General features: G+C 72.1%; 18 protein-coding genes. 7 read left to right on the top strand and 11 right to left on the bottom strand.

Features of this window, described 5'->3' with window-relative positions:
• Nucleotides 1-46: 46 nt before the first annotated feature.
• The 3 genes from STRNI_RS32280 (at nucleotide 47) to STRNI_RS32270 (ending at nucleotide 2,623) form a co-directional block, all read left to right on the top strand.
• A complete protein-coding gene (locus STRNI_RS32280; RefSeq protein ID WP_277412487.1) occupies nucleotides 47-706 on the top strand; it encodes a TetR family transcriptional regulator in 660 nt (219 codons plus the stop codon).
• 551 nt (nucleotides 707-1,257) lie between these two features.
• On the top strand, nucleotides 1,258-1,698 hold the full coding sequence (locus STRNI_RS32275) for a subtilase-type protease inhibitor (protein ID WP_018087908.1): 441 nt from the start codon (nucleotides 1,258-1,260) through the stop codon (nucleotides 1,696-1,698).
• Nucleotides 1,699-1,789: 91 nt separating this feature from the next.
• Nucleotides 1,790-2,623, top strand: coding sequence for a metallophosphoesterase family protein (locus tag STRNI_RS32270; RefSeq protein WP_277412486.1), 834 nt, complete (start codon nucleotides 1,790-1,792; stop codon nucleotides 2,621-2,623).
• Between the two features lie 88 nt (nucleotides 2,624-2,711).
• Here STRNI_RS32270 and STRNI_RS32265 read toward each other — a convergent pair whose 3' ends face one another.
• The 10 genes from STRNI_RS32265 to STRNI_RS32220 all read right to left on the bottom strand — a co-directional run bounded on the left by STRNI_RS32265 (nucleotide 2,712) and on the right by STRNI_RS32220 (nucleotide 14,446).
• Nucleotides 2,712-3,788 (bottom strand): S1 family peptidase, encoded by a 1,077-nt coding sequence (locus STRNI_RS32265; protein WP_018087910.1) that lies wholly within the window; start codon nucleotides 3,786-3,788, stop codon nucleotides 2,712-2,714.
• Nucleotides 3,789-4,242: 454 nt separating this feature from the next.
• Complete coding sequence (locus tag STRNI_RS32260; RefSeq protein ID WP_277412485.1) at nucleotides 4,243-5,163, bottom strand: slipin family protein; 921 nt, start codon at nucleotides 5,161-5,163, stop codon at nucleotides 4,243-4,245.
• Between the two features lie 225 nt (nucleotides 5,164-5,388).
• Nucleotides 5,389-6,297 carry a S1 family peptidase gene (locus tag STRNI_RS32255; RefSeq protein ID WP_277412484.1) on the bottom strand — a complete coding sequence of 303 codons (909 nt, stop codon included), beginning with the start codon at nucleotides 6,295-6,297 and terminating at the stop codon, nucleotides 5,389-5,391.
• 275 nt (nucleotides 6,298-6,572) lie between these two features.
• Nucleotides 6,573-7,922 carry an NtaA/DmoA family FMN-dependent monooxygenase gene (locus STRNI_RS32250; protein ID WP_277412483.1) on the bottom strand — a complete coding sequence of 450 codons (1,350 nt, stop codon included), beginning with the start codon at nucleotides 7,920-7,922 and terminating at the stop codon, nucleotides 6,573-6,575.
• Nucleotides 7,922-8,983, bottom strand: a complete 1,062-nt coding sequence (locus STRNI_RS32245) for an LLM class flavin-dependent oxidoreductase (RefSeq protein WP_277412482.1) — start codon at nucleotides 8,981-8,983, stop codon at nucleotides 7,922-7,924. Before STRNI_RS32245 ends, STRNI_RS32250 begins: the two co-directional genes overlap by 1 nt.
• 32 nt (nucleotides 8,984-9,015) lie before the next feature.
• The gene (locus tag STRNI_RS32240; protein WP_277412481.1) at nucleotides 9,016-10,011 is read right to left on the bottom strand and encodes an ABC transporter substrate-binding protein; all 996 of its coding nucleotides are present in this window, start codon (nucleotides 10,009-10,011) and stop codon (nucleotides 9,016-9,018) included.
• A gap of 2 nt (nucleotides 10,012-10,013) precedes the next feature.
• A complete protein-coding gene (locus STRNI_RS32235; protein ID WP_269777517.1) occupies nucleotides 10,014-10,784 on the bottom strand; it encodes an amino acid ABC transporter ATP-binding protein in 771 nt (256 codons plus the stop codon).
• On the bottom strand, nucleotides 10,781-11,680 hold the full coding sequence (locus tag STRNI_RS32230) for an amino acid ABC transporter permease (RefSeq protein ID WP_159490180.1): 900 nt from the start codon (nucleotides 11,678-11,680) through the stop codon (nucleotides 10,781-10,783). Before STRNI_RS32230 ends, STRNI_RS32235 begins: the two co-directional genes overlap by 4 nt.
• Nucleotides 11,664-13,580, bottom strand: a complete 1,917-nt coding sequence (locus STRNI_RS32225) for an FAD/NAD(P)-binding protein (protein ID WP_277412480.1) — start codon at nucleotides 13,578-13,580, stop codon at nucleotides 11,664-11,666. Before STRNI_RS32225 ends, STRNI_RS32230 begins: the two co-directional genes overlap by 17 nt.
• Entirely contained in the window at nucleotides 13,577-14,446 is an 870-nt protein-coding gene (locus STRNI_RS32220) for an amino acid ABC transporter permease (RefSeq protein WP_159490184.1), read from the bottom strand. Before STRNI_RS32220 ends, STRNI_RS32225 begins: the two co-directional genes overlap by 4 nt.
• 456 nt (nucleotides 14,447-14,902) lie before the next feature.
• Here STRNI_RS32220 and STRNI_RS32215 point away from each other — a divergent pair, with 456 nt between their 5' ends.
• The 4 genes from STRNI_RS32215 (at nucleotide 14,903) to STRNI_RS32200 (ending at nucleotide 18,455) form a co-directional block, all read left to right on the top strand.
• Nucleotides 14,903-15,991, top strand: coding sequence for an LLM class flavin-dependent oxidoreductase (locus tag STRNI_RS32215; protein ID WP_277412479.1), 1,089 nt, complete (start codon nucleotides 14,903-14,905; stop codon nucleotides 15,989-15,991).
• Entirely contained in the window at nucleotides 15,988-16,494 is a 507-nt protein-coding gene (locus STRNI_RS32210) for a GNAT family N-acetyltransferase (RefSeq protein ID WP_174876473.1), read from the top strand. Before STRNI_RS32215 ends, STRNI_RS32210 begins: the two co-directional genes overlap by 4 nt.
• On the top strand, nucleotides 16,491-17,444 hold the full coding sequence (locus STRNI_RS32205) for an ABC transporter substrate-binding protein (RefSeq protein ID WP_277412478.1): 954 nt from the start codon (nucleotides 16,491-16,493) through the stop codon (nucleotides 17,442-17,444). Before STRNI_RS32210 ends, STRNI_RS32205 begins: the two co-directional genes overlap by 4 nt.
• A gap of 561 nt (nucleotides 17,445-18,005) precedes the next feature.
• Nucleotides 18,006-18,455, top strand: coding sequence for a cell division protein SepF (locus tag STRNI_RS32200; protein WP_018087923.1), 450 nt, complete (start codon nucleotides 18,006-18,008; stop codon nucleotides 18,453-18,455).
• Nucleotides 18,456-18,560: 105 nt separating this feature from the next.
• Here the strand turns inward: STRNI_RS32200 and STRNI_RS32195 are convergent, their stop codons facing one another.
• A complete protein-coding gene (locus tag STRNI_RS32195; protein WP_277412477.1) occupies nucleotides 18,561-19,757 on the bottom strand; it encodes an acyl-CoA dehydrogenase family protein in 1,197 nt (398 codons plus the stop codon).
• Between the last annotated feature and the right edge of the window lie 119 nt (nucleotides 19,758-19,876).

Here is a 19,876-nt window from a genome sequence, read left to right as displayed (position 1 = left end):
CTCGCGTGGCATGCCGATCTGTCACAGCACTCCGTAAACTGAAGCCATGCCGACCGCGCCCCGCCCCACCCCGCCGCCGCGCCCCTCGCTCACCGAGCGGCGGAAGGCCGAGACCCAGCTGGAGATCGCCCGCACCGCGGCGGCCCTGTTCGCGGAGCGCGGCGCCGCCGTCACCGCCGACGAGATCGCCCGCACCTCAGGGGTCGCGCTGCGCACCTTCTACCGCTACTTCCGCACCAAGGAGGACGCGGTGGTGCCGCTGCTCGCCGGCGGGGTGCGGGAGTGGATCGACGATCTGGCCACACCGCCGGCGGGCCAGGACACCCTCCCCGTGCGCGAGGCGCTGGAGCGGGCGGCCCGCCGGGCGCTGACCCCCGCCGACGAGCCGGCCGCCGAGGCGCTGCGCTGGACCCGCGGGCTGCTGCGGGCGATGCCGGGCGATCCGGCGCTGCGCGCGGTCTGGCACCGGGTGCACCACGACTCCGAGGAGGCACTGCGGCCGGTCCTGGCGCGGCTGACCGGCGCGGACCCGTTGACGGCACGGCTGGCCGCGGCCGCGGCGAACACCGCGATGCGGGTCGCGGTGGAGGAGTGGGCGGCGGGAGACGCGGCACCGGACGGACCGCGGGGGCCCGCCGAGCTGGTGGTGCGGACCCTGCGGGCACTGACGGCGGGGCTGCCGGAACTGGACGGGGCCACGGGGTGAAGGAGCGGGACGGCGAGGGGGACCCGGGCCGCCCCGGCGGCGGGGAGGGCGCGGCGGCGGGCGGCCGGAGGCTGTGAGGAAGGGCGCGGCGGCGGGCGGCGGGAGGCTGTGAAGGAGGGCGCCCCTGCGAGCGGCCGGAGCCGGTGAGGGCGGGCACCGCGACGAGCGCACCGGGCCGGTAAGGCGACCGGCGGGCGGCCGGTTCTTACCTCTCCGGAGACCCCGGGCAGCACGGAGGGACCCTCCGGCCCCCCTCTTCGGCCAATCGCCGGAGATCGAAACCCGCCCGAACGACCGGTCGGCGGCCGGATTCCTTCGTTCCGTGGCCGAGCGGCCCTTGCCCGGGGCATCCCGGGGGCGGCATCCCCGCTGGCCGCGCACGGCTTTCCCCTGGCCGTCCGACACCGCCCCCGGCCGGTTCGCGCCATTACTCTCAGCTTTCATCTAACGACTCAAAGCGATCGCTCCTTGTGTGATCGGGATGCTTTCGGAGTGCGGTTGGGCCAGACTCCCGTCCGGTATCTGCACCTTCGAGCAAGGGAGTGTTCGTCATGCGGTACATCACTGGGGCGGTCGCGCTCGGCGCAGCGCTGGTTATGGGCACGCTCGCCACCACCGCGCACGCCGTCGCCGCACCGGCGCAGCCCACGCGGACGGGCGGGCTCTACGCCCCGTCGGAACTGGTGCTGACGACCGGCCAGGGAGAGAGCCGCGCGACCGCCACGGTGCAGCGCGCCGTGACGCTCAGCTGTATGCCGGGGGCGCGGGGAAGCCACCCGAACGCAAAAGCCGCCTGCGCCCAACTGCGCACGGTGGCCGGTGACTTCAACGCGGTGACCGCCGCCACGTCGGACCGGCTGTGCACCAAGGAGTGGAACCCCTTCGTGGTCACCGCCGACGGCGTGTGGCAGGGCAAGCGCGTCTCGTACACCTACACCTTCGCCAACTCCTGCGCGATGGCCGACGGCATGGGATCGGTCTTCAACTTCTGACCCGGCCATCGCTTCAGATCCCCGGGCACCGGACGGCGGTGCCCGGGGATCTCCCATGCGGTGGGGCGTTGATGGTCCCTAGGCTCGGCGCATGGACACTTCCGATCCCGGCAGCGACGCCGGACCGAACTCCGCCCGCCCGCACGGCGCGGGCGTCGCCGTGCTCTCCGACATCCATGCCGTGCTGCCGGCGCTGGAGGCGGTGCTCGCCGAGCCGGACGTCCGCACCGCCGACCGCATCGTGCTGACCGGTGATCTGCTCGCCGGGCCGCTCCCCCGCCAGACCCTGGCGCTGCTGCGCGGTCTCGGCGACCGGGCGGTGTGGATCAGCGGTAACGCCGACCGCGAGATGGCCGCGGTCCGGCAGGGGACGGGAGACACTCCGGCGGATCCGATGGACGCCTGGGCGGCCGGTCAACTCGGCCCGGACGACCTGGACTTCCTGGGGTCGCTGCCCGCCACCGCGACGCTGGAGGTGACCGGGCTCGGGCCGGTCCTCTTCTGTCACGCCACCCCGCGCAACGACACGGAGATCGTGCTCGTCGACTCCCGACCCGAGCGCTGGGCCGAGGTGCTGGAGGGGGTGCCCGATGCCGTACGGACGGTGGTCTGCGGGCACACCCATATGCCGTTCGTCCGGTTCACCCACGGACGGCTGGTGGTCAATCCGGGGAGCGTCGGCATGCCGTACGGCAGACCGGGCGCCCACTGGGCGCTGCTGGGGCCGGGCGGCGGAGCGGTCACACTGCGGCATACGGCCTTCGATCACGAGGCGGCCTGCGCCCGGATCGCCCGGGAATCGGACTCTCCGTCGGCAGCCGCATGGGCGGATACCTATGTCCGGGCCCGGACCTCGGCCGAGGAGGCGCTGGCTGCCTTCGGGCCGGGCGACGGCCGGGAGGCGGCCCCGGGCACGGGCGGCTGAGCGCCGCGGGACGGTGCCGGGTCCCCGGACGACGAGCGGATCCGGGGCCCGGCACCGTGCGCCGAGCTGTGCGGGGTGTGCCTGCGGGTCAGCCGATTTCCGCGCCGTAGGCCTCCAGGGCCTCGGTGACCGGCTGGAAGAAGGTTTCGCCGCCGCCGGAGCAGTCGCCGCTGCCACCGGAGGTGAGGCCGAGCGCGGTCTCGCCGTCGAAGAGCGCGCCACCGCTGTCACCGGGCTCGGCGCAGACGTCGGTCTGGATCAGACCCTCGACCGTGCCCTCCTGGTAGTTGACGCTGGCGTTGAGGGCCTTGACCGTGCCGTCGTGCACCTGGGTGGTGCTGCCGCTGCGCTGCACCTTCTCGCCGACCGTGGCCTCAGCGGCCTTGGTGATCTTCTGGGTGCTGCCGTTGTAGAGGTTGACCTCGCTCGGGTGCGCGGTGTCACCGGTGTACTTGGCGAGCGAGTAGTCGTCACCGGGGAACTTGGAGTCCTCGGTGGTGGCGATCGCCGAGCCGCCCTGCTTGTCGGACCAGCTCTTGATGTCGTTGCCGCAGTGGCCGGCCGTCAGGAAGTGCGGCTGGCCGTCCTTGACGACGTTGAAGCCGAGCGAGCAGCGGGCACCGCTCCCCCAGATCGCGTCGCCGCCGCCGATGAAGGGCTTGAACTCACCCTTGCTGTGGCGGACCTCGACCTTGTCGCCGAGGGCCTCGGCGACCTTGGTGAGGCGGTCCAGCTTGGTGCCCTTGACCGTGCGGTCGGCGGTCACCACGACCTTGTTGCTCTGCGGGTCGATGCCCCAGGACGTGCCGGGGATGGTCGCCTTCGACTTCAGCGTCTGCCGGGCCGAGTCGAGCTGGGCGAAGGTGTGCTTGACGAGTCTCGCTTCCGCCCCCTTCGCCCGTACGGCCTTGGCCGCCGCCTTGTTCACGACGTTGACCACCAGCTTCTTGGCCTTGGCGTCGTAGAACGCACCGGCGGTGTCCGTCTTGAGCTGGGAGGCCAGGGTGGTCGCCGCCGCGGAGGTCAGCTTGGCGAGCGTGGGCTTGGGGGCGGGGCCCTGGGACGCGTTGGCGTTGGCGAGGGTGACGGTGGCGGTCGCGGCGAGGGCGAGCGCGCCCGCGCCCGCGATGACGGCGCGCCGGTTGGGTATGCGTCGGTGCTTCAACTCAGAGCCTCCCGTGGGGGGAAGAGCCCGGAAACCGTGGGGAGTTGTCCGGGCCCGGAGAGTGAGGGATCAGGACTGGCACGGGTCCGCCCCGGGAAGCGGCGTCTCGGGGAGTCGCGTCCATGCCAAGGTGGAGCCGAGTATTCCCATCCGCCTCACTCGCGCACAAGACCGAGTTCCGGTCTCACATGCGGGAGTTCACCAATTCGCCACACGAAGGACACACAGACATCCGCGCACCTCACTCCCGAGTGCGGACATCAGCGGGCACACGGGGCGCACGGCGGACGGCAACGTGTGAGGACTATAGCTGGCCGGAAAACACCGGCCGGGAACCGCCCCCCGGACCACAGAAAACGCCGTATGTACCCACATCAATGGGGACATACGACGCTCAGCGGAACATCGAGAAGGTAACGGCACCCCGCTTCAGGACCTCATCCGCGCGGGACGCCTACGGGAGGTCCTCCACCGGCGGGAGGTCCGCCAGCTCCGGCAGCGCGGTCTCCGCGCCGTGCTCGACGGGCGTGCGCGGCGCCCGGGGCGCCGCCGGGGCGGCCGGCCGCCGCCCGCCGCCCCGCTCCGCCTCGGCCGCCTCGGTCTGCGCCTGGGCCTGCAGCCCGGACCGCTCCAGGAACCGCAGCAGCTCGACCGGGAAGGGCAGCACGAGGGTGGAGTTCTTCTCGGCGGCGACCGCCACCACGGTCTGCAGCAGCCGCAGTTGCAGCGCCGCGGGCTGGTCGGACATCGCCTCGGCCGCCTCGGCCAGCTTCTTCGACGCCTGCAGCTCGGCATCGGCGTTGATCACCCGGGCGCGCCGGTCGCGGGTCGCCTCCGCCTGGCGGGCCATCGACCGCTTCATCGTCTCCGGCAGCGAGACGTCCTTGATCTCCACCCGGTCGACGGTCACTCCCCAGCCGATGGCCGGGCTGTCCATCATCAGCTCCAGGCCCTGGTTGAGCTTCTCGCGGTTCGACAGCAGGTCGTCCAGCTCGCTCTTGCCGATGATCGACCGCAGCGAGGTCTGCGCCATCTGCGAGACCGCGAAGCGGTAGTCCTCGACCCGGATGACCGCGTCGGCGGCGTCCACGACCTTGAAGTAGACGACCGCGTCGACCCGCACCGTGACATTGTCGCGGGTGATGCCCTCCTGGGCGGGCACCGGCATCGTGACGATCTGCATATTGACCTTGCGCAGCCGGTCGACGATCGGAACGATCATGGTGAACCCCGGCTCGCGCACCTCGGAGACCAGCCGCCCCAGCCGCAGCACCACACCGCGTTCGTACTGCTTGACCACTCGCGCCGCCGCCATGAGATACACCGTGCCCGTGCAGGCCAGCGCCACCCCGGCCGTCACCAGTTCTTCGACCATCACGGCTCCCTGAAGATGTGCCGCACGTGTCCGAATCGCGCCGCTTACCATGGTATGCCCGGGCCCGGAGGGCGGTCGAGACGCGCGGCGGACGCGGCCGGGCCCCCGTCCGCCGGCGGACGGGGGCCCTCGTACGGCCGGAGCCGTCCGGCGTTCCGTGCAGGGATCTCCCGTGCGGACCCGGGCCGCGCGATCCCGGGTCCGTACGGACTCAGCCGGCCGGCGTCAGTAGACGCTGACGCCGTAGGCGCTCAGCGCCTCGGTGACGGGCTGGAAGAACGTGGTGCCGCCGGAGGTGCAGTCACCGCTGCCTCCGGAGGTGAGGCCGAGTGCCTTGGTCCCGGAGTAGAGGGGACCGCCGCTGTCGCCGGGCTCGGCACAGACCGTGGTCTGGATGAGGCCGGAGACGATGTCGCCGCCGCCGTAGTTGACGGTGGCGTTCAGTGCGGTGACCTTGCCGCTGTGGGTGCCGGTGGTGGAGCCCCGGCGGGTGACCGACTGGCCGACGGTCGGGTTGCCGGCGCTGGTGATGTCCTGGCTGCCGACCGTGCCGGCGTGCGCCACGGAGGAGTTCGTGTACTTCACGATGCCGTAGTCGTTGCCGGGGAAGCTGGAGCCTGCGGTCGGACCGATGCTCGTGGTGTGCGAGGAGTTGGTGTACCACGGCGGGTTGCCGTCGGTGCAGTGCCCGGCCGTCAGGAAGTAATAGGTGCTGCCGCTGCGGACGTTGAAGCCGAGCGAGCAGCGCCAGCTGGTGGCGTAGACGGCGTCGCCGCCGGAGATGAACTTGCGGAAGGTGCCCGCGACGCGGTCGATACGGACCGCGTCGGCGTTGCTGCCCGCGGCCCGCTCGATCCTGGCGATCTCGGCCCGGGAGACCGTGCGGTCGGCGGTGACGACCAGAGTGCGGGTCGCGCTGTCGACCCGCCATGCGGTGCCCGGGACATCCGCGGCACGTACCGCGTTGCCGGCGGCGGTGAGCTGAGCGGCGCTGAACGTCGGTGCGGGGGCGGGGTTCTGTGCGTTGGCGGTGGGGACGGCGATGGCACCGACGGCCACCAGTCCGGACGCCACGGCGATCAGCCGGGTGCGTCTCGCTATGCCGCTGCGGGGGGTGGTGCGCTCGTTCCTCACTGATTCCTCCGAGGGGATCGGGGGGCCGCCGGTGGGCAGCCCGTGAGGCGCAGCCGAAGGGCACGCGGGAATCCGCACGTTCATTTTCAGCGTGCCCCTGACAAGCGCTGAGCGGAGTCTCGGGCGCACCACCCCCGCAGCGCAAGAGGTCCGCACGGATGTCTCACGCCCGACACAGGGCCGCAATCTCCCCACCGCCCCCAGCACTCCGCCCCGGCAGCCGCGTTGACGGCTGCCGGGGCGGCGCTGACCCCCTCGGTCGAGGCTTGGACGGATCAGTGGACGTTGCGGTTCCGCTCCCCCGCCCGCGGCGCGGGCTCCGGCAGCCCCAAGTGGGCGCGCAGCGTCGTGCCGGAGTACTCCGTGCGGTGGACACCGCGCTCCTGGAGCAGCGGTACGACACGGTCGACGAAGGCGTCCAGACCACCGGGCGTCAGATGGGGCACCAGGATGAACCCGTCGGCGGCACCGGTCTGCACATGGGCGTCCATCTCCGCGGCGACGGCCTCCGGGGTGCCGATGAAGGACTGCCGGCCGGTGGTCTCGATGACCGTCTCGCGGAGGGACAGGCCCTTGGCGCGCGACAGCGCCCGCCACGAGTCCGCCACGGCCTTCGGGTCGGCGATCCGGACGCGGCCCTGCGCCAGCTCGCTGCCGGGGTCCGGGTCGATGTCCGGCAGCGGCCCGTCGGGGTCGTACGAGGACAGGTCGACACCCCAGATCTGCTCCGCGGCCAGCAGGGCGTTCTGCGGGGAGACCTGCCGGCGGCGGATCTCGGCGGCCTGCTCCTGGGCCTCGGCCGCGGTGTCGCCGAGGACGAAGGTGACCCCCGGCATGATCTTGAGGTCGGCGGGCCGCCGGCCGTACGCCGCGAGCCGGCCCTTGACGTCGGCAAAGAAGGCGCGGCCGGCCTCCGGCCCGCTGTGCCGGGTGAAGATCACGTCGGCGGCGGAGGCGGCGAACTCCCGGCCCTCGGGCGAGTCCCCGGCCTGGATGACGACGGGGTGGCCCTGCGGGCTGCGCGGCACGGTGAACTCGCCGCGGACCGTGAAGTGTTCGCCGTGGTGGTCGACCGGCCGGGGCCGCCCGCCGTCCGTCCAGGAGTCCCACAACTCCCGTGCCGTGGCGACGAATTCGGCCGCACGGGTGTAGCGGTCGGCACGGTCGAGGTAGCCGCCGCGGCGGAAGTTCTCGCCGGTGAAGGCGTCGGAGGTGGTGACGACGTTCCAGGCGGCCCGGCCGCCGCTGAGATGGTCGAGGGAGGCGAGCCGGCGGGCGAGTTCATAGGGCTCGTTGAAGGTGGCGTTGACGGTGGCGGCCAGGCCGAGCCGGTCGGTGACCGCCGCCAGCGCGTTGAGCAGGGTGACCGACTCGGGTCTGCCGACCACGTCGAGGTCGTGGACGCGGCCCTTGTGCTCCCGCAGCCGCAGCCCCTCGGCCAGGAAGAAGAAGTCGAACAGACCGCGCTCGGCGGTGCGGGCGAGATGCTCGAAGGAGGAGAAGGCGATCTGGCTCTCCGACCGGGGGTCGGCCCAGACGGTGGTGTTGTTGACACCGGGGAAGTGCGCGGCGAGGTGTATCTGCTTGCGGCCCCGCGCTTCGGGGCCGGGGCGGGCCGGGCTCATCAGGAGGCCTCCCGGGCGAGGGCATAGCGGTTGGCGGGGCGCGGCAGGCCGAGGTGCTCGCGCAGCGTGGCGCCGGCGTAGCCGCGGCGCAGCAGGCCACGGTGCCGGAGCACGGGGACGGTGCCGTCGACGAGCAGCCCGACGCCGCGGGCCGGGTCGGCGGGCCGCAGATGGAAGCCGTCGGCGGCGCCGTCGGCGTGCCAGTCACGGATCAGGTCGGCGAGCCCGACGGCGTCCGCCGAGCTGTCCAGCTCGACCGGCAGCGAGGCGAGGACGACCAGGCTGCCGGGGTCCCGGCCGTGCGCGCGGGCCCGTTCGCGCAGCTCGGCGCGGGCGGCGCCGGCGGTCTGCGGATCCTCCGCGCGGACCAGTGCGACATCGGCGTGGGCGGCGGCCACCTCGTGCAGCACCCGGTCCGCCGGCGCTGCGGCGTCCGCCGCCGTTCCGGTCACCTCGACGACGATGACCGGCCGGCCCTGCGGGGGTCTGGGGACGATGGAGGGACCGCGGACGGTGAAGGAGCCGCCGGTGAAGTCGACGTGGTGGAGCTTGTCCCGGTCGATGAACCGGCCGGTCGCCCGGTCGCGGATCTCGGCGTCGTCCTCCCAGCTGTCCCATAGCCGGGCGGCGACATCGGCGACCTCACCGGCCTCGCGCCAGACCTCGGCGGGCGGGGCCGCACTCCGGCGGCCGAAGAGCGCGGCATCGGCCTCGGTGGTGGACACCCCCACGGTCCAGCCGGCCCGGCCACGGCTGACCCAGTCCAGGGTGGCGACGGCGGTGGAGACATGGAACGGCTCGGTGTGGGTGGTGGTGACGGTGGGGACCAGGCCGAGGTGTTGGGTGGTGGGCGCGACCCGGGCCAGTACGGCGAGCGCGTCGAGTCCGGGGCGGGCGAAGCTGTCGCCGAGGGTGATGAAGTCGAGGGTGCCGCGCTCGGCGAGCCGGGCGAGCGCCACGAAGTGCGCCGCGTCGTGGTCCGCCGCGTCGTGGTCCGCACCGGGCCGTGACGGGGCGTCCAGCGCGACGGCCAGATGCAGCGGGCGTGGGGGCAGGGACATGGGTGGGCCTTCCTTTCTGCGCCGGGCGCCGGTCAGTTGGCGGTCCTGGGCAGGCCGGGCGGGTTGATCTGCGAGGTCTTCAGGTGCTCGCCGGTCAGCCCCCAGCGCGCCAGCACCTTGCCGTAGCGGCCGTTGTCGATGACCTTCTGCAGAGCGGCGGCATAGGCCTTGACCAGGCCGCTGCCCTTCTTCGTGGTGGCGGCGATCTTGCCCTGGACGCGGTCACCGCCCCCGGAGAAGGTGCCGACGAGCTCCGTCTGACCCGCGGTGTTCACGTGGTACGCGGCGGTCGGGTTCGGGCCGAAGAAGCCGTCGAGACGGCCCGACTGGAGCGCCAGGTAGGTGTCGGACGGCTTGCGGAAGTACTTGATGTCGACCGGCTCGCGGCCGGCCTTCTCGTTCTCCTTGCTCCAGTCGACCAGGATCTTCTCCTGGTTGGTGCCGGAGTCGACCGCGATGGTCCGGCCCGCGACATCCTTGGGCCCGCGGACCCGCCAGCCGCTGCCCTTCTTCGCCTCCATCGCCAGCTGGTCGAGCCGGTAGGTGGCGAAGTCGTACTTCTCCTTGCGCTCCTCGGTGACGGTGACATTGGAGAACACCGCGTCCAGCTTGCCGCTGTCCAGACCGACGAAGAGGTTCTCCCAGGACAGCGGCTCGAAGCGGGGCTTGAGGCCGAGGGTGTCGGCGACGAGGGTGGCGATGTCCTCCTCGACGCCGATGAGGGTCTTGTCGTCGGTGGCGTGGAAGGTCAGCGGCGGGCTGCCGTCGGCGCTCACCCCGATCCGCAGGGCGCCGGTTTCACGGACCCGGGCGGGCACCAGCGCGGCGGTCTCAGGGTCCTTGGTGCCGTGGATGCGGTGCTGGTCGGGACCGATATTGATCTTCCGTCCGGTCGCACCGGCGGCGGCGACCTGCTCGCTGCCCCCGCCCGGTGCCGCGCCGCCACCGCAGGCGGTCAGCAGTACGGAGCCGGCGGCGAGCGCGAGGGCGGTGGTCAGGGTGCGGCGGTTCAACGGATGACTCCTCATGTTCACAGGACCTTGGAGAGAAAGGACTTGGTGCGCTCATGGCGCGGACGGTCGAGGACCTCGCCGGGCGGGCCCTGCTCGACGATCCGCCCGCCGTCCATGAAGACCACGGTGTCGGCGACCTCACGGGCGAAGCCGATCTCATGGGTGACGACGATCATCGTGGTGCCCTGGTGCGCCAGGTCCTTGATGACATCGAGGACCTCGCCGACCAGCTCCGGGTCGAGCGCGGAGGTCGGCTCGTCGAAGAGCAGCAGTTTGGGCTCCAGGGCGAGCGCGCGGGCGATGGCGACCCGCTGCTGCTGGCCGCCGGAGAGCTGCCGGGGGTAGGCGTCAGCCTTCTCGGCGAGACCGACCCGCGCGAGCAGGGTGCGGGCGGCCTCGACGGCCTCCTTCTTCGGGCGACGGAGCGCGGAGACCGGGGCCTCGGTGACGTTCTCCAGCACCGTCAGATGCGGGAAGAGGTGGAAGTTCTGGAAGACGAAGCCGATCTCCGTGCGCTGCCGGAGGATCTCGCGCTCGCGCAGCTCGTAGAGCTTGTTGCCGGACCGCCGGTATCCCACCAGCGCCCCGTCCACGCTCACCGAGCCGCTGTCGACCTTCTCCAGGTGGTTGATGGTGCGCAGCAGGGTGGACTTGCCCGAGCCGGACGGGCCGAGGACGACGGTGACCTCGCCGGTACGGACGTCCAGATCCACCCCCTTGAGGACATCGAGCGGGCCGAAGCTCTTGTGGACCGAGCGGACCTCGACCATCGCGCCCTGTGGGCTCATCGGGTGGCTCCCTTGGAGAAGTGACGTTCCACGTAGTGCTGGAGGACGGAGAGCACCGTGGTGAGGAGGACGTACCAGGCGGTGGCCACCATCAGCAGGGGCACGACCCGGCCGTTCCGTCCGTAGATGACCTGGACCTGGTAGAAGAGCTCGCCGATCGCCATGACGGAGACGATCGAGGTGCCCTTGAAGAGGGAGATGACCTCGTTGGTGGCGTTCGGCAGGATCGAGCGCATGGCCTGTGGCAGCACGATGCGGCGCAGCTGTCGCAGCCGGGGGATGCCGAGGGCCGCGGCCGCCTCCAGCTGTCCGCCGTCCACGGCCAGCACCCCGCCGCGCACGATCTCGGCGGCGTACGCGGCCTGGTGCAGCGCCAGGCCCAGCACCGCCGCGCCCATCGCCCCGACCAGGCCCATGGTGTCGACGTGGAAGAAGCCGGGCCCGAAGGGGATACCGAACTCCAGGCGCTTGTAGAGATAGGCGAGGTTGAACCAGAACAGCAGCTGGACGATCAGCGGGATGGAGCGGAAGGCCCAGATGTAGCCGAACGCGACCCAGCGCAGGAACGGGCTGCCGGACAGCCGCATGAAGGCCAGCACGACACCCAGCGCAAAGCCGAGGGCGGTGCCGTAGACGGTGAGCTGGAGGGTGACCCAGACCGCCTTGAGCACCGTCTCCGCGGTGAAGAACTGGGCGAACACCGCCCATTCCCAGGCCGGGTTGGTGACCAGACCGTGCACGAACTGGGCGATCAGCACTGCCGTCACCACGATCGCGGCCCAGCGCCAGGGGTGGCGTACGGGGACGACCTTCAGGGCCGCCGGGTCGTCCGCCCCCGGTGGTCCGGCCCGTTGGGGAGCGGCCTGTTCGACGGGGATGTCACTGGTCAGCGGCATGGGATTCCTCGGTGACGGGTGTGCGGCGGACGGGGAGGGTGACGGGCGGGGCGCCCCGGTCCCGGAGGAAGGTGAGCAGCGCCCGCGCGGTGGCGTCGTTCTGCCGGAAGGCGGGTGCGTTGGTACGGGGCCGGGCGAAGGCGCCGCCGGAGCGGGCGTCGGTGTGCGGGCCGAGGGCGAAGCGGCGCGGATGCGGGCGGCCGGACCGGTCCAGCACACGGCCGTCGGCGGCGGACACCGCCAGCAGCCCGGTGCGCGTCGTGGCCGCGCCGTCGGCGTACAGGGCGCGCAGCAGGGCGTCCCGGGTGTGCGCGACGGTCGGCTCGGGGAGCCGCGCCTCCACCAGCGCCCGCGCCTCGGTCGACTCCCCCGGCACACTGGCGCTCTCGGCACGGAACACCCCGCGCCGTTCGTCCGTGGTGACGGTCGTCCCGGCGCCGAGGAAGCGCACCACACCGGCCCGGGAGAGCGCGAGCAGCTGCCGTAGCCGCGGTCCCGGCGGGCCGGAGGCCAGATAGCTGAAGAAGCCGTGCCACCAGGGGCCGCGGTCGCCGATCCGCACCAGCTGGCCGTAGACCGACAGCAGGGCGAGGAAGACCGCCAGGTCGGGGCTGTGCGCGGGGTCGTGACGGCGGGCCAGGTCGGCCTCGATATAACCGCGCAGCCCCTCTTGCAGCGACGCGCCGTCGGGGTAGCGCAGACCGGCCAGCGGATGGTCCAGGGCCGCCAGGTCGAGGCGGTCGGCGGGGTCCGGGACCGCGGCGCCGACCAGGGCCTGGAGGGCGGCGCCGCCGGGGTCGGCGGCGGCGTATTTCTCCTCGAAGTCGGGCCAGTTCATCCGGGTGCGCCCGGGGTGGGCGGTGAACAGCCGGTGGTAGTGGGCGAAGCCCAGTTCCTTGTCGATCAGCGGCCAGATGTCGCGCCGGAAGTCGAGGTCCGCCCCGGGCCGGGCGAGCAGGGCGTCGACCTGCTCGGGCCCGAAGAAGCGCGGCAGCGGCGGCCGTTCGCCGTGCAGTTCGTAGCCGATCTTGGCGTGGTAGGGCACCCCGCGCCGTGACCCGACGTGCAGCACGGGCTCGCGCCCCGAGGGCCGGTAGGTCAGCTGCCCGTCGGCTCCGGTCGTGTAGCTGCCGCCGCGGCCCTCGGTCAGCAGCACCATGAGGTCGACGAAGGCCAGCCCGAAGCCGCGGACGAGCACCGGCTCACCGGGCCGCAGCGCGCTCAGATCGGTGTCGGCGGTGAACGCGGGCGGCAGATGGGTCAGACCGTGACGGGCCGCGAAGTCCGCCAACTTGCGCTGCTCCGGCGGGAGTTCGGCCTCCAGATGGCCCAGTGCGAGCACCACGAGGTCGGCGAGGAGCGGGGCCGGACGGCCCGCCAGCCACACCTGCTGCCGGCCCTCGCGCGAGCCCGAGACCCGTACCGCCGTCCGCCGGTGCTCATGGACGGCGACGCGCGGCGGCAGCGCGGCCACCGATTGCTCGTACACCCAGCTCAGATAGGCGCTCTGCAGCCGCCGGCCGGCGAAGTCGCGGGGCCCGAGCGCCGCGGCGCCGTCGGCCGGGCCGGGCCCGGCGGGGATCTCACCGGACCGCACCCCGCGGGCCCACTCGGCGAGCGAGGGGCCGGGCCGCACCGGCCCGTCCAGTTCGACGGTCTCGTCGGTGAACATGGTGACGTCCTCGGCCGTGGAGTTCATCCACAGCAGGGGCGACTGGCCGGCGCGCCAGATGCGGCCGCCGCCGGGCGGATGGGGATCGACGAGATGCAGGTCGAGGGGCGCGTCGCCGTACAGCTCGGGGGCGTTGGCGGCGATCCGCTCGATCAGCCCGGTGCCGCGCGGCCCGGCTCCCACGATCACCACGGACGGCCGGCCGGACGGGTTCACGGACCGGCTCATCGGGCACCGGCCGTCCCGCGGGCGTAGTGCCGCTCCAGGTAGTACTGGCCCACGCCGAGCGCGGAGGTGACCACGATGTACCAGAGGGTGGCGACCAGCAGCAGCGGGATGACCTGGTAGGTGCGGTGGTAGACCAGCTGGACGGAGTAGAGCAGGTCCTGGACGGCGATGACGCTGACGATCGAGGTGCCCTTGAGGGTGCCGATCAGCATGTTCCCGGCCGGCGGCACGATCGAGCGCATCGCCTGCGGCAGCACGATGCGGCGCAGCCGCCGCCAGGCGCCCAGCCCCAACGACTGGGCGGCCTCCAGCTGGCCCTTGTCGACGGAGAGGATGCCGCCGCGGACCACCTCGGCGGCGTAGGCGGCCTCGTGCAGGGTGAGCCCGATGAGGGCGATGGTGACCGGGCCGAGCAGATCGACGGTCTTGATGCCGAGGACCGTCGGGTAGAGCGCCCCGATGTTGAACCAGAACAGCAGCTGCACCAGGATCGGCATCGACCGGAAGAGCCACACATAGCCCCAACTGACGCTGCGCAGGACGGGGTTGCCGGACAGCCGCATCGTCGCGAGCAGGGTGCCGAGCACAAAGCCCAGGGCCATGACGAGCACGGTCAGCCAGAGGGTGAGGCCCAGGCCGCGGAGTACGGCGGTGGTCAGGAAGTAGTCGGCGACCACGTCCCATTGGAAGGCGTCGTTGCGGACGACGGAAGTGAGCGCCAGGGCCAGCAGGGCGAGGACGGCGGCGGCCGCGGCCCACTGGCCGGTGCGGCGGCGCGGCACGATCCGGGGGACGGGGTGCGGGGTGCCGTCGTCGGGCGGAGCCGCGGGGGATGCGGTACGGGCGTCGAGGGTGTCGGAAGGCATGCGAAGGCTCCGTGGATGCCGAGAGCGAGCACGGGAGTGGAGCGCCTTCACACAGGCAGAACGGGCCGTGCCCCTCAGCACGACCGGCCCTTGAGGCTATGGGGCGAACACGCCTGGTTGTCAAGGCTGTCCACACTGTGAGCGGTGCGTCACATCCTGGTTGACGCGGAAACGGATGCCTGTTCCACTTAGCCGCATGTATCCATGGCAGCGGCTGGTCACCCGCGACCACATCGACTTCGGTCGTGTGTGGTCGTCGTCCTGTTGAGCTGACGCCCTGCCCTGAAGCCCGTCGCCGGTAAGGCCGGGCCGTTCCGCGGTTCTTTCTCTTCCCGACCGCGCGCCTTCACACCTCGCGCCGCCGTCCGGCGCACCCCTCCCCTCGCTCTGCCCGCAGTCCTCTTTCCGTTTTTCCTGTCGTGTTGTTCCTTCGGCATGCTCGAAGAAGGGCGCAGTATGCGCTTCGGTGTCATGACTTTGATCGACAACGTCCCGGACGCGCGGTCCGGGCACCTCCCCACCCCGCACGACCGCCTCCGGGAGGTCATCGAACTCGCCGTGCTGGCCGAGGAGCTGGGCTTTGACGCCTTCGGTGTCGGGGAGCGGCACGGTGCGCCGTTCCTGTCCAGCTCACCGCCCGCCGTGCTGGCCGCGATCGCCGCCCGTACCCACCGGATCCGGCTCTTCACCACCGTCACCGTGCTGTCCACCCTCGACCCCGTCCGGGTCGCCGAGGACTACGCCACCGTCGACCAGCTCTCCGGCGGCCGGCTGGAGCTGACCATCGGCAAGGGCAACGCCCCCGAGCCGTGGCAGCTGTTCGGCCGCGCGCCGGACGACCAGTACGCGCTGCAGGAGGAGAACTACGAGCTGCTGCGCCGGCTGTGGAGCGAGGAACAGGTCACCTGGTCGGGCCGCTTCCGGGCACCGCTCGACGGGGTGACCACGCTCCCCCGGCCGTATCAGCAGCCGCCCACCGTCTGGCACGGCAGCGCCACCAGCGAACGCTCGGTGGAGCTGGCCGCCCTGTGGGGCGACCCGGTCTTCGCCGCCAATGTCATCCAGCCGGTGGCCAACTACGCCCGGCTGATCGACCGTTACCGCGCACGCTGGGCGGAATACGGGCACGATCCGTCGGCGGCGGTGGTCGGTTCGGGCGGCACGCTCTACGCCGCGGCCGACGACCGCACCGCCCGCCGGGAGTTCGCGCCGTACTACGAAGCGGCCGTCGCCGCCCGCGACGTACCGGGCAACAACACGCCCTTCCGCTCGCTGGACGAGGCCGCGGACCACGGTCCGGCGCTGGTCGGCTCCCCAGGCCGGATCGTCGACAAGATCGTCCAGCAGCATGCCGCCTACGGCCATGCGCTGCAGTTCTTCTCCGTGGACAGCGCCGGGCTGCCCTTCCACCGCAGGGCCGAGGTACTGCGGCTGACCGCCGCCGAGGTGCTGCCGCAGCTGCGCCACGAGCTGCCCGACACCCTTCCGTGGCCGTCCGCCGCCGTGGACCCGGTGCCGCGGCCCGTCCCGGAGGCGGCCCGGTGACCGCCGCGCCCCGCCCGCTGCCGGCCGCCCGCCTGACGCTCCGGCACACCACCGTCGGCGATCCGCTCGCCCGTCCCCTGCTGGACGAACTCACCCACGAATACCGCACCCGGTACGAGAAACCCGTCGATCTGAGCCTGGAGTACCCGGCCGAGGAGTTCGCCCCGCCCGGAGGCGCGTTCCTGCTGCTCCTGGCGGACGGCAGCCCGGTCGCCGGCGGCGCCTACCGCCGCTACGACGCCCGCACCGCCGAGTTCAAACGGATCTGGACGCACTCCGCACACCGCCGCCGCGGCCTGGCCCGGCGGGTCCTCGACGCCCTGGAACGGGATGCCGCCGCCCGCGGCTACACCCGCGCCTACCTGACGACCGGCCCGCGCCAGCCGGAGGCCAAGGGTCTGTATCTCGCCGCCGGTTACCGGCCCCTGTTCGATCTGTCCGCCGCCCCGGAGTCGATCGGCCCGCTGCCGTTCGAAAAGCACCTGGAGAGTCCGCGCCCATGAGCCCCACCACGCCCCGCACCACCGCACGGCGCACCGCCGCCCTCCTGGCCACCGCGGTCCTGGCGCTCACCGCCTGTGGTTCGGGCGGCTCCGCGGGCGGCGCCGGAGCCACCGGACCGGCGGCCGCCGACGCCGGCCTCCCCACCACGGACGTGGTCTCGGACGTCAAGAAGGACCCGGCCGCCGCCGAACTGCTGCCCGCGGACGTCCGCGCCCGGGGCCGCCTCTCCGTCGCCACCAGCGTCGGCACCCCGCCCGGCGCCACCTATCTGGCCGACGGCAAGACCCTGGCCGGTCAGGACATCGACTTCGCGAACGCCGTCGGCAAGGTCCTCGGCCTCACGATCGACCGCGAGGTGGCGAGCTTCGAGGCGATCCTGCCGGCCCTCGGCAGCGGCAAGTACGACATGGGCACCGGCAACTTCGGCGTCACCGACGAGCGCCGCCAGACCATCGACTTCGTCACGTACATCAACGACGGCCAGGGCTTCGCGGTCCGCAAGGACAGCCCCCTGAAGAAGGTCCGCTCCCTGCGGCAGCTGTGCGGGCTGACGGTCGCCACCGGCGCGGGCACCACCTTCGAGGCGACGCTGGAGGAGAACCGGCACCGGTGCGAGAAGGCCGGGAAGAAGCCGTACGACGTCAAGACCTACGCCGAGCAGAGCGCCCTGTGGATCTCGCTCCAGCAGGGCCGCACCGATGTCGTGATGAGCACCATCAACGGGCTGCGCTACGCGGTGAAACAGCAGCCGGGCCTGCGCTTCCTCAATGAGTTCAAGCGGCTGGACGTCGGCTTCGCGTTCAAGAAGGGCACCCCGCTGGCACCCGCCGTCCGGGCCGCGGTCAACCGGCTGAAGAAGGACGGCACCTACGGCCGGATCCTGAAGAAGTGGGGCACCGGCCCCTCGGCCATCGAGACCTCGCGGATCAGCCCGCCGGAGCTCCGCTGAGCCGGGGTCCGTGGGGCGGCCGCACCGTTCCACGGACCCCATCGGCGCCACGATCCGGGGATGCGGCGAAAGGTGGCGTGAATGATGCGCCCGGAACCCCGACCGGGGGGCGTGAACCGCACCCGGAACATCGGGTTCCGGCCGCCATGGTCGGACAATCGGCCTGGGCAACTTTCGAGGGAAGCGGGTCCGGTGGACACAGGTCGGAATCCGACGCGGCGTCAACACCCCTCCGATGGGCCAGTCTCCCGATCATCGGGCTATCTCGTGGCCCGCCGCCGAGGCCCTTGGCATTTGCCCTGGTCCCGTGCATGAACCGACCCGAGGGTCCGCTCCGTGATGTCGCCACCTCCGGTCCCCGTCACCCGATAGAGTACCGACCGTGATGTTCGTCGTACTGTCAGTTTCGTTACGGGGCGCGTAAGCTGATGCTGCGCCACCCTCTTTGCACCAGATGTGTCACGAACCCCCCGTGCGGCGGCTATCCACTTGGCACACCCTCCGCCTCATGAACGACGATAGGGGCGGACACGCAGAGACCGCGGGTGAGAGGAGGCGTCAATGGGATCGGTGCGCAAGGCGAGTGCCTGGCTTGGCCTCGTCGACGACAGTGATGACGAGCGCTACTACGACGACGACTACGCCGAGGGACCCGATGCCGGTGACTCGGGCGGCAGCCCCTGGGTCACCGACCCCCGGGTCCGAGTGGCCGACGAGGCCGCCCAGGACCAGGGCACCCGCATCGCCACGGTCTCCCCGGAAAGCTTCCGGGACGCCCGCGGCATCGGCGAGCTGTTCCGGGACGGCGTCCCGGTGATCGTGAACCTGACGGCCATGGAGTCCGCCGACGCCAAGCGCGTGGTGGACTTCGCGGCCGGCCTGACCTTCGGTCTGCGCGGTTCGATCGAGCGGGTCGCCACCCGCGTGTTCCTGCTGACCCCGGCCGACTACAGGGTGGTCAGCGGTGAGGCCCGCGCCCACCGCAACGGCGGTTTCTTCAACCAGAGTTGAGCACGACCCGCGTGTGTCCGGCCGGGGGTCCGGGGGCCCGCGGCACAAGCCACCGGCGGACCGGCCCCCGGGCGGTGCGGCGACCCGCTCAGCGGGCGAGGCCGCTCACCGGAAGGCGTCCAGACCGGTGAGCGCCTTGCCCAGCACCAGCTGGTGCATCTCGACGGTGCCCTCGTAGGTGAGCACCGATTCGAGGTTGGTCGCATGCCGCATGACGGGGTACTCCAGCGAGATCCCGTTGGCACCGAGGATCGTCCGGGCCGTGCGGCAGATCTCGATCGCCTCCCGCACATTGTTCAGCTTGCCGAAACTGATCTGCTCGGGGCGCAGCCGCCCCGCGTCCATCCGCTGCCCCAGATGATGGGCCAGCAGGATCCCCTTGTGCAGTTCGAGCGCCATGTCGGCGAGCTTGGCCTGGGTGAGCTGGAAGCCCCCGATCGGCTTGCCGAACTGCTCCCGTGTCTTCGCGTAGTCCAGCGCCGCCTCGAAGCTGGCGCGCGCGGCCCCCATGGAGCCCCAGACGATGCCGTAACGGGCGTGGCTGAGACAGCCGAGCGGGCCGCGCAGTCCGGTGGCCTCGGGGAGTACGGCGTCGGCGGGCAGACGCACCTCGTCGAGGACGAGTTCGCTGGTGACGGACGCCCGCAGCGACCACTTGTGCTTGATCTCGGGGGCCGAGAAGCCGGGGGTGCCGGCCGGGACGACGAAGCCGCGGATGCCGTCGTCCGTCCGGGCCCAGACGACCGCGACACCGGCCACCGAGCCATTGGTGATCCACATCTTGCGCCCGGTGAGCACCCAGTCGCCCCCGTCGCGCTTGGCGTACGTCCGCATCGCGGCGGGGTCGGAGCCGATGTCGGGCTCGGTCAGCCCGAAGCAGCCGATGATCTCGCCGGCGGCCATCCGCGGCAGCCACTGCTGCTTCTGCTCCTCGGAGCCGAAGCGCCAGATCGCGTACATCGCCAGCGAGCCCTGGACGGAGACCAGTGAGCGGATACCGGAGTCGGCGGCCTCCAGCTCCAGACAGGCCAGGCCGTACTGGACGGCGGAGGAGCCCGCGCAGCCGTAGCCGGTCAGGGACATCCCGAGCGCGCCGAGGGAACCGAGCTCCCGGGCGAGTTCGCGGATGCCGGGCAGTTCGCCGCGCTCGTACCAGTCGGAGATCTCCGGCAGCACACGGTCGGTGGCCCACCGGCGGACGGTGTCCCGGACCGCCCGGTCCTCGTCGGTCAGCAGATCGTCCAGGCCCAGGGGGTCGCTGGGGTCGAACGGCGGCAGCGTCGAGGACGGCTTTGCGGACATGGCGGGGCCTCCGGCGGATCAGCGCGAAAAACTAGCAGTGGTAGTTATTTCCGCTTCCGACGGTACGGCCCGCGGTGCCGCGCGGCAAGGGTCACCGCCGCGCGGCGGAGCAGGTACGC

Source organism: Streptomyces nigrescens, from assembly GCF_027626975.1.
Lineage (GTDB): Bacteria > Actinomycetota > Actinomycetes > Streptomycetales > Streptomycetaceae > Streptomyces > Streptomyces nigrescens.
This window is presented reverse-complemented; position numbering and strand designations above follow the sequence as displayed.

Coding starts and splice junctions, on each gene's coding strand:
- STRNI_RS32275 (WP_018087908.1), top strand. CDS start 1,258: ATGCGGTACATCACTGGGGCGGTCGCGCTCGGCGCAGCGCTGGTTATG.
- STRNI_RS32250 (WP_277412483.1), bottom strand. CDS start 7,922: ATGAGCCCGGCCCGCCCCGGCCCCGAAGCGCGGGGCCGCAAGCAGATA.
- STRNI_RS32240 (WP_277412481.1), bottom strand. CDS start 10,011: ATGAGGAGTCATCCGTTGAACCGCCGCACCCTGACCACCGCCCTCGCG.
- STRNI_RS32230 (WP_159490180.1), bottom strand. CDS start 11,680: ATGCCGCTGACCAGTGACATCCCCGTCGAACAGGCCGCTCCCCAACGG.
- STRNI_RS32205 (WP_277412478.1), top strand. CDS start 16,491: ATGAGCCCCACCACGCCCCGCACCACCGCACGGCGCACCGCCGCCCTC.
- STRNI_RS32270 (WP_277412486.1), top strand. CDS start 1,790: ATGGACACTTCCGATCCCGGCAGCGACGCCGGACCGAACTCCGCCCGC.
- STRNI_RS32260 (WP_277412485.1), bottom strand. CDS start 5,163: ATGGTCGAAGAACTGGTGACGGCCGGGGTGGCGCTGGCCTGCACGGGC.
- STRNI_RS32220 (WP_159490184.1), bottom strand. CDS start 14,446: ATGCCTTCCGACACCCTCGACGCCCGTACCGCATCCCCCGCGGCTCCG.
- STRNI_RS32200 (WP_018087923.1), top strand. CDS start 18,006: ATGGGATCGGTGCGCAAGGCGAGTGCCTGGCTTGGCCTCGTCGACGAC.
- STRNI_RS32195 (WP_277412477.1), bottom strand. CDS start 19,757: ATGTCCGCAAAGCCGTCCTCGACGCTGCCGCCGTTCGACCCCAGCGAC.
- STRNI_RS32215 (WP_277412479.1), top strand. CDS start 14,903: ATGCGCTTCGGTGTCATGACTTTGATCGACAACGTCCCGGACGCGCGG.
- STRNI_RS32235 (WP_269777517.1), bottom strand. CDS start 10,784: ATGAGCCCACAGGGCGCGATGGTCGAGGTCCGCTCGGTCCACAAGAGC.
- STRNI_RS32280 (WP_277412487.1), top strand. CDS start 47: ATGCCGACCGCGCCCCGCCCCACCCCGCCGCCGCGCCCCTCGCTCACC.
- STRNI_RS32245 (WP_277412482.1), bottom strand. CDS start 8,983: ATGTCCCTGCCCCCACGCCCGCTGCATCTGGCCGTCGCGCTGGACGCC.
- STRNI_RS32225 (WP_277412480.1), bottom strand. CDS start 13,580: ATGAGCCGGTCCGTGAACCCGTCCGGCCGGCCGTCCGTGGTGATCGTG.